This window comes from Comamonas sp. AG1104, from assembly GCF_003350425.1.
GTDB lineage: Bacteria > Pseudomonadota > Gammaproteobacteria > Burkholderiales > Burkholderiaceae_C > Comamonas > Comamonas testosteroni.
This window is the reverse complement of the sequence record NZ_QQAS01000010.1, coordinates 14,395-26,829: the sequence shown is the minus strand read 5'-3', so window position 1 is coordinate 26,829 and position 12,435 is coordinate 14,395. Positions and strand designations below refer to the sequence as shown.

The 12,435-nt window shown below is 63.8% G+C and carries 12 protein-coding genes; 8 read left to right on the top strand and 4 right to left on the bottom strand.

Annotated elements, in window-relative coordinates; all coding sequences use genetic code 11:
- Nucleotides 1-9: 9 nt before the first annotated feature.
- The 4 genes from hemC to DFO48_RS21950 are packed head-to-tail and all read left to right on the top strand — an operon-like array spanning nt 10 to nt 4,253.
- Entirely contained in the window at nt 10-954 is a 945-nt protein-coding gene (gene hemC / locus DFO48_RS21965) for a hydroxymethylbilane synthase (protein WP_114864761.1), read from the top strand.
- 13 nt (nt 955-967) lie between these two features.
- Nucleotides 968-1,813, top strand: coding sequence for a uroporphyrinogen-III synthase (locus tag DFO48_RS21960; RefSeq protein ID WP_114864760.1), 846 nt, complete (start codon nt 968-970; stop codon nt 1,811-1,813).
- On the top strand, nt 1,810-2,925 hold the full coding sequence (locus DFO48_RS21955; protein WP_114864759.1) for a uroporphyrinogen-III C-methyltransferase: 1,116 nt from the start codon (nt 1,810-1,812) through the stop codon (nt 2,923-2,925). Before DFO48_RS21960 ends, DFO48_RS21955 begins: the two co-directional genes overlap by 4 nt.
- A 17-nt stretch (nt 2,926-2,942) precedes the next feature.
- Nucleotides 2,943-4,253, top strand: a complete 1,311-nt coding sequence (locus tag DFO48_RS21950; RefSeq protein ID WP_114864758.1) for a heme biosynthesis protein HemY — start codon at nt 2,943-2,945, stop codon at nt 4,251-4,253.
- A gap of 164 nt (nt 4,254-4,417) precedes the next feature.
- Here DFO48_RS21950 and DFO48_RS21945 read toward each other — a convergent pair whose 3' ends face one another.
- From DFO48_RS21945 to DFO48_RS21930, 4 genes are all read right to left on the bottom strand, one after another.
- Nucleotides 4,418-5,704 (bottom strand): cytochrome c, encoded by a 1,287-nt coding sequence (locus DFO48_RS21945; protein WP_114864757.1) that lies wholly within the window; start codon nt 5,702-5,704, stop codon nt 4,418-4,420.
- Nucleotides 5,697-6,266 (bottom strand): (2Fe-2S)-binding protein, encoded by a 570-nt coding sequence (locus DFO48_RS21940; protein ID WP_003052822.1) that lies wholly within the window; start codon nt 6,264-6,266, stop codon nt 5,697-5,699. Before DFO48_RS21940 ends, DFO48_RS21945 begins: the two co-directional genes overlap by 8 nt.
- Nucleotides 6,266-9,073, bottom strand: a complete 2,808-nt coding sequence (locus DFO48_RS21935) for a xanthine dehydrogenase family protein molybdopterin-binding subunit (protein WP_114864756.1) — start codon at nt 9,071-9,073, stop codon at nt 6,266-6,268. The genes DFO48_RS21940 and DFO48_RS21935 overlap by 1 nt, the downstream gene beginning before the upstream one ends.
- Nucleotides 9,074-9,270: 197 nt before the next feature.
- Nucleotides 9,271-9,471, bottom strand: coding sequence for a hypothetical protein (locus tag DFO48_RS21930; RefSeq protein WP_042438198.1), 201 nt, complete (start codon nt 9,469-9,471; stop codon nt 9,271-9,273).
- Nucleotides 9,472-9,594: 123 nt separating this feature from the next.
- Between DFO48_RS21930 and DFO48_RS21925 the strand changes: the two genes are divergently transcribed.
- From DFO48_RS21925 to DFO48_RS21910, 4 genes are all read left to right on the top strand, one after another.
- The gene (locus tag DFO48_RS21925; RefSeq protein WP_042438214.1) at nt 9,595-10,143 is read left to right on the top strand and encodes a cytochrome b; all 549 of its coding nucleotides are present in this window, start codon (nt 9,595-9,597) and stop codon (nt 10,141-10,143) included.
- Between the two features lie 132 nt (nt 10,144-10,275).
- Nucleotides 10,276-10,839, top strand: coding sequence for a YceI family protein (locus DFO48_RS21920; RefSeq protein ID WP_114864755.1), 564 nt, complete (start codon nt 10,276-10,278; stop codon nt 10,837-10,839).
- Between the two features lie 82 nt (nt 10,840-10,921).
- Complete coding sequence (locus DFO48_RS21915; protein WP_003078729.1) at nt 10,922-11,497, top strand: YceI family protein; 576 nt, start codon at nt 10,922-10,924, stop codon at nt 11,495-11,497.
- A 194-nt stretch (nt 11,498-11,691) separates the two neighbouring features.
- Entirely contained in the window at nt 11,692-12,342 is a 651-nt protein-coding gene (locus tag DFO48_RS21910) for a VOC family protein (protein ID WP_003078725.1), read from the top strand.
- The last annotated feature ends 93 nt before the right edge of the window (nt 12,343-12,435 follow it).

Genomic DNA, 12,435 nt, shown 5'->3' with positions numbered 1-12,435 from the left:
CGCGCCGTCATGAAATTTTCTGCATCCTCACCCACAGTAATCGTCATTGCCACACGTGAGAGCCAGCTGGCCATGTGGCAGGCCGAGCATGTGCAGGCGATCTTGCGCGGGCGCGGCCACAGCGTCGATCTGCTGGGGATGACGACCAAGGGCGACCAGATTCTGGACCGAGCCCTGTCCAAGGTGGGCGGCAAGGGCCTGTTCGTCAAGGAGCTGGAAGTGGCTCTCGAGGAAGGCCGCGCCGATCTGGCCGTGCACTCCCTGAAGGATGTGCCCATGGAGCTGCCCGAGGGCTTCGTGCTGGCCTGCGTGATGACGCGCGAAGACCCGCGTGACGCATTTGTCTCCAACCGCTATGCATCGCTGGACGAGCTGCCCCAGGGCGCCGTGGTCGGCACCTCCAGCCTGCGCCGCCAGGCCCTGCTGCAGGCGCTGCGCCCCGACCTCAAGATCGAAGCCCTGCGCGGCAATGTCAACACCCGCCTGCGCAAGCTCGACGAAGGCCAGTACGACGCCATCGTGCTGGCAGCCGCCGGCCTGATGCGCCTGGAGATGAGCGATCGCATCCGCGCCAGGTTCGACCCGGCCCAGATGCTGCCCGCCGCCGGTCAGGGTGCATTGGGCATCGAGGTGCGCGCAGACCGCCAGGACATCATTGACGCCCTGGCCCCGCTGGCCCATATGCCCACCTGGCTGACCGTGACTGCCGAGCGCGCCGTCAGCCGCTGCATGGGTGGCAGCTGCTCCATGCCGCTGGCCGCCTATGGCCGCTTTGAAGGCGACACCCTGCACATGGATGCGGCCTGGGGCGATATGGAGGGCAGCAAGGGTCTGGTTCGCGTGCAGGCCAGCGCCCAGGTCACGGACTTTGCCAGCGCCAACGCCCTGGGCGAACAACTGGCCGCTCAGCTGCAAGCCGCGGGTGCCGTGCCTGCGACGCCCAAGCAGGACTGAGCCGCGCCTGCCGATGCGCCTCGTTCTGGTCACCCGTCCCTTGCATGATGCAAAACCTTGGGTTGATGCGTTTCATGCCCGCGGTCTGCAGGCCGAGGCCTTGCCGCTGATAGGCATAGGGCCTTGCAACGACCCGGCGGCTCGCCAGGCCCTGTTGAGGGCGCGCCAGTTGGCGCTGAAACCCGGTCACTACCGGGCCGTGATGTTTGTCAGCGGCAATGCGGTGCAGTATTTTTTTGCCCAGGATCAAACTCTGGCGTTTGATGCTGAAGCGTTGCTGGCACCTGATACCAGGGCATGGACGCCGGGCCCGGGCACAGAGCGCGCCCTGCTCGAAGCAGGACTGGCCTCCCTCCAGATTGACGGTCCTTCGCCTGACGCGGCTCAGTTCGAATCCGAAGCGCTTTGGCAGAACGTCCACGGCCAGGTTCGAGCCGGCGACCGTGTGCTGATCGTGCGCGGCACCAGCCCTTCGACCGCCCCTGTCGTCGGTAATGCAGGCATGCAAATCCCGTCCACACAAGGTGCTGGCCGTGACTGGCTGGCATCCCGGCTGCGCGAAGCCGGAGCCGAGGTGGAACTGCTGGCTGTGTATGAGCGCCAGCTTCCCGTATGGACGCCGCAGCAGCTGGATCTGGCCCGGCAAGCCGCCAGCGACGGCAGCCTGTGGCTGTTCAGCAGCTCGGAAGCTGTTGCCAACCTGCAACAGCTGCTGCCCCTGCAGCAATGGCACTCTGGGTTAGCGCTCACCACCCATGAACGCATTGCCAGCAAAGCACTTTCAGCAGGTTTCGGTCGGGTTTTGCACAGTCGCCCAAGTCTGGACGATGTGGTTGCGTCTATAGAATCGGCTCTATGAGCTCCGATGCCATCCCCACCTCCGACAACCAACCCTCAGCCTCCCCTTCCAGCCAGGACCCTTCCGTGCCCGCTCAGACCGGGCGTGGTGCGCCCACGGCTCTGGTGCTGACGCTGGGAGCGGTGGCTGCCGCAGCCCTGGTAGCCTGCGGCATGCTGTGGCAGCGCGTGGGCAATATGCAGGAGCAGCTGGCTCGTCAGTCGGCGCAGTCCGGCGCGCAGTCGGTGGAGGCTCGCACCCTGGCCAAGGACGCCCAAGATCTGGCTCGCGACAGCGCAGCGCGTGTCTCCGTGATGGAGGCGCGTGTGGCCGAACTCAGCCTGCAACGCAACCAGCTCGAAGAGCTGATGCAAAGCATGTCGCGCTCACGCGATGAAAACCTGGTGGCCGACATCGAATCCTCGGTACGCATGGCTCAGCAACAGGCTGAACTCTCAGGCAGCCTGCAGCCGCTGGTCGCCAGCCTCAAATCGGCCAGAAAGCGCGTGGAAAGCACGGCCCAGCCGCGTCTGGCTCCCGTGGTGCGAGCCATTGATCTGGACCTGGACAAGCTCTCGCGCATGAGCGTGACGGACACCACGGGGGTGCTCAGCCGTATCGAAGACCTGATTCGCCAGGTGGACGACCTGGCTCTCATCAACGATGTGGGCCGCCCGCGTGCGCGCGATGCCCAGCCCCGCAAGACGGCGGCCGCTCATGACACGCCCGAGGACGCCAGTCTCTCCCTCACTCAATGGGCCTGGTGGCAGGGCCAGGGTCAGCGGGTCTGGGACTCCTTCAAGGATGGCGCGGCCGATCTGGTGCGCGTGCGCCGCATCGATCACCCCGAGGTGGCCCTGCTGGCCCCCGAGCAGGGCTATTTTCTGCGCGAGAACCTCAAGCTGCAACTGCTCAACGCCCGTCTGGCCCTGCTGTCGCGCCAGTGGGAATCGGCGCGCGCCGACCTCAGCGCTGCTGGCACCCTGCTCAACAAATACTTTGACGCACGCTCACGGCGCACTCAGATCGCCCAGGCTCAGTTGCAGCAGATTCAGGCCAATCTGCATACGGGCGGACGCGTAGAGCTTGAAGACACGCTGAACGCTTTGACCACAGCGGCCGCTGGCCGCTAATCGAGGAGGACACAGAGATGCGCGCCGCCTTGTGGTTGATGGGTCTGTTTGCCGTGGCCGTGGCCATGGCCTTGTTCGCTGGCAATAACCAGAGCTCGGTCACCTGGTTCTGGTCGCCCTACCGGGTGGACATGTCGCTGAACCTGGCCCTGGCTCTGCTCTTTCTGGCTTTCTTGCTGCTTTATGCCGCGCTGCGTGCCCTGGCAGTGCTGCTGCAGATGCCGCACCAGGCACGCCGCTGGCGCATGCAGCAAAAAGAGCGTGGCATGAACCAGAGCCTGCTCGAAGCACTCTCGCACCTGCAAGCCGGCCGCTTTTTGCGCGCCCGCAAATCGGCTCTGGCCGCCTTGTCCACCGAGCAATCGCTGCGCGAAGCAAAGGCCGGCCTGCCTTATGGCGAGCGCCTGAGCGCCACGGCCCATCTGATCGCCGCCGATGCCTCCCACGCCCTGCAGGATGCCACCTTGCGCGACAAGCACTGGCAGCAGGCCCTGGACGTGCTGCCCATACCCGGCAACACCCAGGACATGGAAATTCGCGAAGGCGCCCAGATGCGCGCGGCCCGCTGGGCACTGGACGACCGCGATGCCGCCGAATCGATTCGCCGCCTGGGCGAGTTGCCCCTGGGCGCCGGCCGTCGCACGATTGCCCTGCGCATCAAGCTCAAGGCCGCACGCCTTTCCGGCGACACGCAGGCGGCGCTGGACACCGCCCGCCTGCTGGCCAAGCACCGCGCCTTCTCTCCTGCGGCCTCGGCCAGCGTGGTTCGTGGCCTGCTTCTGGCCAGCATCCGTGACGCACGCGACACCTCGTCGCTGCAGCAGTTCTGGCTGTCGCTGGACGAAGACGAACGCGCCATGCCCGAAGTGGCCATCCCTGCCACGGAACGCCTGATCGAGTTGGGTGGCGAAGCCCAGCAGGCACGCGCCTGGCTGCTGCCCGTGTGGGAGCATCTGCTGACCCAGCCCGGACCGCGCACAGAAACCCATCTGCCCAAGCTGGTGGAAGTGCTGCAATCGTGCCTGGGCAAGCTGGATGGAGCCTGGCTCGCTCGCATGGAAGCTGCAGCCAATGCCAACCCGCGCGAGCCGCGCCTGCAATATCTGGCCGGCATGGCCTGCGTGCAGCGTGAGCTATGGGGCAAGGCCCAGCAGTTGCTGACCCGCGCCGCGCCGCTGCTGCAAGACCCCCAGCTGCGTACCCGCGCCTGGCAGCGCCTGGCGCTGATGGCCGAGCACCGTGGCGATATGGAGGCCTCGGCCATCGCCTGGAAGCTCGCAGCCCAGGCCATGGTGGTGCTACCGGACAATCCGGCGCAGGACGAATAAGCGAGCTCCGATACGACTCACAAGCAACAGGCAAGCCGCGACTGCGGCATGGAGTCGTGCGCACTCTGTGCGGCCAACGCCCCTGCGGCCCTCTGGCGCAAAGCAAAAGGCCACGGCCGCTGCGGCAATCCGCGAGCGACCGTGGCCTCAAGCCTGGTCCGGAGTTACTTGCTGTGCTCTATGGTCTTCACATGCTCCGCCACCTGCGCGGCGGTCACGTCGCCAGGGCGGCCGCCCCAGGTCTGACGCATGTAGTTGACCAGCTCGGCCATCTCCTCGTTGCTGAGCTTGTCGGCATAGCCCGGCATGGTCTGCATGCGTTCGCCATGGGCCAGATCACGCTCGTGCACGCCTTCGCGGATCACGCGAATCAGGTTGATGGGCGTGGGGAACATGGCCGTGGTGTTGGTGCTCATGGGCACCGACGAATGCGGCTGACCCTGGCCCTGCGCACCGTGGCAGCCTGCGCACAGGCCCAGGTACAGGTTTTCGCCCTTGACGCTGGTCTGCCCCTCGGCAGCCTTGAGCTTGGGCCCGGGCATCTCGCGGTTCTGGGTCAGATAAGCGGCCATGGCGCGCACATCGGCCTCCGCCATGCGCGAGGTGGAATGCTCAAGCACTGATGACATGCGGAAAGTCATCACCCCTTGCGGCGACAGTCCGGTGCGGAAGAACTTGACCAGATCGTCCTTGGTCCAGCCGCGCTCGCTCAGCGCATCGGGGGTCAGCGCCGGAGCGTAGGAGCCCTCGATGGTATTGCCCTCGAGATAGCGCGAGCCATCCATGGCAAAGGTGGCCTTGGTGCGCGGGCTGTGGCATTCGGCACAGTGGCCCAGCACATCCACCAGATACTTGCCGCGCACCAGTTCGTCCACCGACATGTCGAACTCCTTGGCGGCGGGGCGATTGAGCGCATTCCACATGGCCACGGCAGGACGGATGTTGAACGGGAAGCTCATCTCGCTGGGCTTGTTGGCGACTTCCACGGCCGGCTGCTTCATCAGCCACACCCAGAGTGCATCGACATCGGCACGCGTGATCTGGTGGTAGCTGGCATACGGCATGGCCGGATACAGGTTCTTGCGCCCCGGCGCCATGCCGGCAGCCACTGCGCGGTACAGATCGTCGGCCGTCCAGCCGCCGATGCCGTGCTCCTTGGAAGGCGAGATATTGCTGCCGTAAAGCGTTCCCATGGGTGTGACCATGGGAACGCCGCCAGCCAGCTCCGCGCCCGTGGCGGGCGAGCTGTGGCAGGCCGCGCAGTCACCACCGCGAAACACCTGCTCTCCGCGCTTGTACAGCGCATCGAACTCCTGCGGGCCCAGCTTGGCAAAGTCCACCGTGGCCGGCGGGACGTCGCCGCTTGCGCTGCCGTACAGATACATGCCGCCGGCCACGAGCGCACCCACAGCGGCGGCTGCGCCCAGGCCCTTGATCCAGGTCTTAGCCATTGTTGACGACCTCCTTGCTGCGCTTGCCCGTGGTCAGGCCCGGCGTCTTCAGGATCACGTCGCGCACCGCGTTGTAGTAGCGCACATAGCCAGTGCAGCGGCAGATATGGGGCTCCAGTTGTTCCTCGATGGCTTTTTCCACCTCATCGGCAGGCACGGGGTGCTTCTGGAGCTTTTCCACCAGCACGGTGGCCGAGTTCACGAAACCGGGCGTGCAGTAGCCGCACTGGAAGGAGTAGTGCTCGAGAAAGGCCTTTTGCACCGGCGAGGGATGGACTACGCCCTTGTCGTCCACCGAAGCAATGCCCTCCACGGTACGAATGGTCTTGCCGTTGAGCCAGGTCACGCCGGTCACACAGGCGGGCACGGTGATCGAGCCTTTTTCAGGGTCGTCGACGATGATGGTGCAGGCGCGGCACACACCCTGGCCGCAGCCCAGGCGCGTGCCGTTCATCCCCGCGTACTCCTGCAGGAACTCGATCATCATCAAGTCCTTGGGAACGTCGACGGGGCCTACCTGTTTGCGATTGATGGTGGCGGAGAATTGAATACGGTCCTGCATCACAGTGCCTCTTTGATTTTGTCGGGGGTCACGGGGGTCGCATGGAAGCGCTTGCCCGTGGCATGGGCGATGGCGTTGACGCAGGCGGCAACCACCGGAATCATCACCACCTCGGCCATGCCCTTGGGCGGATCGGTGCGCGACAGCGGCGGCAGCACCACGCCCTCGGCCTTCCACACGGCCACTTCGCTGGCACGCGGCACGTGGTAGCGGTTCAGGTTCCACTGGCCGTTGCCGGGGCCGGTCTCATGGAGCGGCAGGTCTTCGTACAGCGCATGGCCAATGCCCATGGCCACACCGCCCTGGATCTGGCCGGAGACCAGCTCGGGCACGATCTGCGTGCCGCATTCCAGCCAGGTCTTGTGCGAGAGGATGTTCACCTTGCCCGTACCCGGGGCCACGGACAGCTCCACCATGGTGGCGCAGGGCGCGTAATACACCGTGCCCGCATTGGTGCGCTGCACCGGCGGGTAATAGACCTTGTCGCGTGCGATGAAGGCATAGCCGCCGGATTTCATCGCAGCCTTCTTGGCCTCGCCGGCACCCTTGCCGTACTGCACGGACAGGGCGTCGATCATGGCCTGGAACTTAATGCCCTCGACCGTGAAGTCGGCCTTGGCCCAGGCCCAGCGGTTGAAGGCGTGCACGCACACGCCGGTCACGATGCCCAGCTCGTGCGCGCGCTCGGCCAGGCGCTCAAGGCTCAGCGGCTCCAGGCCTTCGGCCACGAGCATGCGCTCGCGCCACTCCAGCATGTCTTCGGTGACGGTGCTGGGCAGCAACTGTCCACCACCTTCCTTGCCGGACCAGATCGACTGGGCAGCCGGCCACAGGCAGAGCTTGAGCAGCAACTGCGCCGCCTGCTGCGTGGCGTGGCGGAAGTAGTAGGCCGAGTTCGAGGCCGATACCGGCGAGACCAGGCGCGGTGTCCAGGTCGGGTCCCGCGCCAGCTCGTCCTCCTTGGCCTGGGGCGTGGTGTAGGGCTCGTCCTTGGTATGCAGCGGCAGGTTGTCCCAGTGGTTGACTGCGAAGTCCACGTCGTCCGCCGGGCGCCCCAGGAAGGGCTCGACCGCCACCAGCTGCGCCGTGGTGCTGCCGGTGCCGATCTCGGTGGCGATGTGGCGCATCTTGATGCGGCCCTCGGGCGTGATCTCAAGCTGCGCGATCGAGGCTTCTGCCCCCGTGCCGAAGTCCTTTTGCACCGCACCGAAGCCTATGCCGTAGCGCAGGCCGGGGTTGGCTGCCTCGAAGTCGGCCTTGCGCTTGGCGCGCTCGGTCCACATCGGGTCCTTGGCGGCCATATCCAGGATCTCGCCGATACGCAGATGACCCGAGGGCGAGGCGCCCTGGGTGTTCTTCATGCTGCTCTTGAGCACATTGCGCCGGCGCAGCTCGATGGCGTCCAGGCCGATCTCCTGGGCGATCTCATCGACCAGCATCTCGGTATAGGCCATGGATTGCACCGTGCCGTAGCCGCGCATGGAGCCGGCCGTGACGCCGATGGAGGGGTACACCTCGGTCGACAGGTCGCTCTCGGGGAAGTAGTAAATGGATTGCGCCGCGGTCACTGCCACCGTGCCCACCGAGGGGCTGAAGTTGGTCACGCCGCCGCCGTCGCCCACCATGTGGCAGGTCAGCGCGTGGAACTTGCCATCCTTGTCCACCGAGATCGCTGTCTCTACATCGAAGGGATGGCGCTTCAGGGCGAACTGGAAGTGCTTCCAGCGGTCCAGCGCCAGCCGCACCGGACGGCCCTGGGCGTACAGCGACGCCAGTGCCACGTAGAATGGGAAGGGATGGTGCTCCTTCTGGCCGTAGCCCACCGTGTAGGAGCTGATGTAGTCGAGCTGGTTCAGCGCCAGCTTGCTGTCCTTGAGCATGTGCATCACATGCTCGGCCGTGCCGTAGGGCGCCTGGCTCGCTGCGACCATATGCAGCGCACCGCTGCCCTGCTCATACCAGGCCAGGCCGTTTTCCATTTCCATGGCCACATGCTCGATGGACTGGCTGTAGTACTTGCGTGCAAAAGCGCGCAACCCGTCCTTGGGCTGCTTCATCTCGGCCTGGATGCGGGCCGACTCGCCCATCAGCGCGCCGAAGGCGGGATGGCTGCTGTCGGGCCAGTGCACGCCTTTTTCATCGAGCTGAGGCCAGATGACGGTGTTCTTCATGGGCGAGAACCTGTCCTCGCCATAGCCGTCCTCGCCCTGCACGCGTACATAGCGCGCGGCCACATAGGGCGCGCGCGGTGGCTGGGCAGCCTCGGCACCGAAGCGGAAGATCGCGTCGTTGAAGCGCAGGCGCTGGTTGGCCACGCGGAACTTCTCGTAGTCGTGCCAGATGGCCACGGCCACGGGGTGACCCAGCATGGGCGAGACCTGACCCTTCTTGACGAAGAATTCGCCGTAGAAGCCCGGCTCGGGCATTCCCACGCCGTCGGCGGCGATGGACTCGGCGTCGATCAGCACATCAGGCTGGTAGTCGCTGCCCAGCACCGACAGATCCAGGCCTTCGTAGATGCGGTCGGCGCGCGGGATGTGGATGGTCAGCGCGTGCGACTGCTGCGCAGGCCAGCCCTGCATGTCCCTGGCGCGCAGGTCGATGGCAAAGACCTTCTGCCCGGTGACCTTGGCCATGCCGTCGCGGCGGTAATTGAGCGTGTTGCCACTGATCCAGTGGGTCTCCTGACCGCTGGCGGGCGTTATCAATTCCGCAAGTGCGTCTTTGACCGGGCGCACACTCGCAATCACGCCCATGGCGGCGGCAGCCTTCAGAAAACTGCGCCGATTCAAGTCCAGTTTGGACACGGTTCCAACTCCTTGCTGCAATGCGCACAGCAACAGCAAGGACTGGCGTGGGCACATCGCTAGATGACTATGTGTTCCCGAACGTTGTATGCGTCCGAGAGTCAAAAAGCAGGTGATAACGGCTGCAGTTGTTGTCGGCATTTCTGCCCACATATCGCCAGCCTTGGCCGTCCGCCACGCTTTGGTCTTTTAAAAGACTAAGAGGCGCGGAGTATAGAAACAGCGGCCAGCATGATTTCTCGCCACCCAAATTCACAAGTCAAATACTCGGAAAATTGATGTGCATCAATGCCGACTTCCTTCATTGATGCTTGTCGTGCAAAACGGCATGCGCCCACTTCGCTCTGCATCGATTGCTCGATGAGCTTGCAGAAGCCGGCGCTTTTTGGCTCGGGCATTCAGCTTTTTTGAATCGAGCCCTCAATCTTGCTGAACCTTTTTGCATTCCCCGCTTCATACACTGCATATCAATTTCAGCAGGCCCCAGCGCCCGCAACCCGCACTTTCTGATTGCAGTTTCCATGAACTCAAGCCCCCGCTATACCGGTACCGCCATCGCCCTGCACTGGGTTCTGGCCTTGGCACTGATCGGCATCTTCGCCTTTGGCCTCTATATGACGGGGCTGCCTTTCTCGCCCACACGCCTCAAGTACTTCAACTGGCACAAATGGGCCGGCATGACGATTCTGATCCTGTCCGTGCTGCGCCTGGTCTGGCGCATCACCCACCGACCACCGGAGCTGCCCGAAGCCGTCACCCGCACCATGCCGGGCTGGCAGCGCATGGCCCACCATGGCGTGCATCACCTGATGTATGCGCTGTTCTTTGCCATCCCGCTGGTGGGCTGGATGTACAGCTCGGCCGCAGGCTTTCCCATCGTGCTGTTCGGACAATTGCCCCTGCCTGACCTGGTGAGCAAGAGTCCCGAGCTGGCCGAAGCACTCAAGCCCTGGCATGGCTATCTGGCCTATGCGCTGGCAGCCCTGGTGGTGATGCATATCGCTGCCGTCATCAAGCATCAGATCGTTGACCGCGACGGACTGCTGTCACGAATGGTTCCAGGCAAATAGTCCCCCCTGAGCGGCCCCGCCGCTTCCCCCCAAGGGGACAACACCGTCGCTGCGGGGCGGCCCTTGCTCGGTGTTTCTCGCTTGGATCGCGCCAATTTTTCAATTTTCTCTGTTCATCACAAGGAGTTTTTGATGAAAGTCCTTTTTTCCTCCGCACTGATCGCCACCGCCTTCATCGGCACTGCTGCGCAGGCGGCCCAAGCCCTGGTGCCTGCACAGAGCGCCGTCAACTTTGAAGCCAAGCAGATGGGCGTGCCGCTCAAGGGCCACTTCAAGAAGTTCGACGCCCAGATTGCCTTCGACGCTGCCAAACCCGAGAGCAGCAAGATCCATTTCACGGTCGATACCGGCAGCGCCACCATGGGCGCCAAGGAAACCGATGCCGAACTGCCCAAGGCAGACTGGTTCAACGTTGCCAAATTCCCTCAGGCCACCTTTGACTCCAGCGCCGTCAAGGCTCTGGGGGGCGGCAAGTTCCAGGTGGACGGCACGCTGACCATCAAGGGCAATGCACATAAGGTGAGCCTGCCCGTGACGCTGACCCAGTCCGGCGCCACCACCACGGCCGCCGGCACGCTGGCGCTCAAGCGCCTGAACTTCAAGATCGGCGATGGCGACTGGAAGGACACCTCCATGGTGGCCGACGAGGTCAACGTGCAATTCAAGCTGGCTCTGACCGGCGTCGGCAAGCTCTAAGCGTTTTTTGGCTCCAGCCCTTGATAGTCAATCGCTGGTAGCTCATGTTTTGATAGTTCCAATCCCTGAAGGAGTATTCACCATGCGTTCCACTCTGTTCGCCCTGGCCGCTGCGTCCCTGTTTGCCACCGCTGCCCAGGCGGCACCAGCCACCTACGCCATCGACCCCACACACACGTTTGCGACTTTCGAGATCGATCACTTTGGTGCCTCCACCAACCGTGCCCGCTTTGACAAGAAGAGCGGCAACGTGCAGTTCGACAAGGCAGGCAAGACCGGCAAGGTCGATGTCGAACTGGACATGACATCGGTGAACTCCGGCACCGCCGCTTTCAACAAGCATCTGCAAAGCGCCGACATCTTTGACGCCGAGAAATTCCCCAGCGCCAAGTTTGTCTCCGACAAATTTGTCTTCGACGGCGACAAGCTCAAGGAAGTGACCGGCCACCTGACGCTCAAGGGCAAGACCGCCCCCGTCACCCTCAAGGCCAACAAGTTCACCTGCTACGAAAGCCCCATGCTGCAAAAGCGTGAAGTCTGCGGCGGCGACTTTGAAGCATCCATCGACCGCACCCAGTGGGGCGTGGACTACGGCATCCCCTATGGCTTCTCCAAGCAAGTGCGCCTGGTCATGCAGATCGAAGCCGTGAAGCAGTAATCCAGGTCCGCAAAGACTCTCGAGTGAAGCCCTTTGCGGGCTCTCTCTTTGGCCCGGCCCGTGCAAACGGTCCGGGCTTTTTTGCGTCTGCGGCATACTTCAGACAAAAATCCCTTTCATTAAAAAATTTACTTTAGGTTAATCAATTACGAATAGTAGAATAAATCCACTCACACAATTGAAGGAGACATCGCATGAGCCAAGCCGCCCCTACTCCGGTTTACTCCCAGCCCCGGCGCGCGGACATGAGCCAGCTGCCCGCACCTGCCGCCGTGCAGCAGCTGCACCACTACGCCTACAAGGCCAAGGATGCGGAAGAGACCCGTCACTTCTACGAGGACATCCTGGGCCTGCCGCTCTATCACATCATCCAGAGCGACTACGTCCCCTCCACGGGCGAGTACTGCCCCTACACCCATTTCTTCTTCCGCCTCAAGGACGGCTCCTTCATCGCCTTCTTTGACATTGGCGACGACGAGGCAGCCCTGCCCTCACCCAACACTCCGATCTGGATCAATCACATCTCCTTCCGCGTGGACTCCGTGCAGGAGCTGGAAAACACCAAGGCCCGCCTGCAGGCCTGCGGCGTGGAAGTGCTGGGCGTGACCGATCACCACATCTTCAAGAGCATTTACTTCTTCGACCCCAACGGCATCCGCCTGGAGTTGACGGCCCAGCTGGCCGACGAGCTGCAAATGCTCAAGGAAAGCAAGACCGCCCATGCACGCCTGGACGAGTGGACGGCCCGCAAGGAGCAGTGGCGCAAGGAACGTGCCGAAGGCAAGTCCGACGCTCCGCTCAAACCGCAAAGCAACGACCGGCCGGAGTTTGTTCCTCCCAAGTAAGCGCCCCCTCTGAGGCGCTATGCCCAGGTGGCCCCGCGCCGTCCCCCTCTGTGCTTGGCGGGGGGGCTGCGGGGCGATTGGGGCCGCCCAGGC

What these genes read in the sequence shown, in the direction of transcription:
- DFO48_RS21955 (WP_114864759.1), top strand. Translation starts at nt 1,810, where the DNA reads ATGAGCTCCGATGCCATCCCCACCTCCGACAACCAACCCTCAGCCTCC.
- DFO48_RS21930 (WP_042438198.1), bottom strand. Translation starts at nt 9,471, where the DNA reads ATGCCCGAGCCAAAAAGCGCCGGCTTCTGCAAGCTCATCGAGCAATCG.
- DFO48_RS21910 (WP_003078725.1), top strand. Translation starts at nt 11,692, where the DNA reads ATGAGCCAAGCCGCCCCTACTCCGGTTTACTCCCAGCCCCGGCGCGCG.
- hemC (WP_114864761.1), top strand. Translation starts at nt 10, where the DNA reads ATGAAATTTTCTGCATCCTCACCCACAGTAATCGTCATTGCCACACGT.
- DFO48_RS21920 (WP_114864755.1), top strand. Translation starts at nt 10,276, where the DNA reads ATGAAAGTCCTTTTTTCCTCCGCACTGATCGCCACCGCCTTCATCGGC.
- DFO48_RS21960 (WP_114864760.1), top strand. Translation starts at nt 968, where the DNA reads ATGCGCCTCGTTCTGGTCACCCGTCCCTTGCATGATGCAAAACCTTGG.
- DFO48_RS21940 (WP_003052822.1), bottom strand. Translation starts at nt 6,266, where the DNA reads ATGCAGGACCGTATTCAATTCTCCGCCACCATCAATCGCAAACAGGTA.
- DFO48_RS21950 (WP_114864758.1), top strand. Translation starts at nt 2,943, where the DNA reads ATGCGCGCCGCCTTGTGGTTGATGGGTCTGTTTGCCGTGGCCGTGGCC.
- DFO48_RS21915 (WP_003078729.1), top strand. Translation starts at nt 10,922, where the DNA reads ATGCGTTCCACTCTGTTCGCCCTGGCCGCTGCGTCCCTGTTTGCCACC.
- DFO48_RS21925 (WP_042438214.1), top strand. Translation starts at nt 9,595, where the DNA reads ATGAACTCAAGCCCCCGCTATACCGGTACCGCCATCGCCCTGCACTGG.
- DFO48_RS21945 (WP_114864757.1), bottom strand. Translation starts at nt 5,704, where the DNA reads ATGGCTAAGACCTGGATCAAGGGCCTGGGCGCAGCCGCCGCTGTGGGT.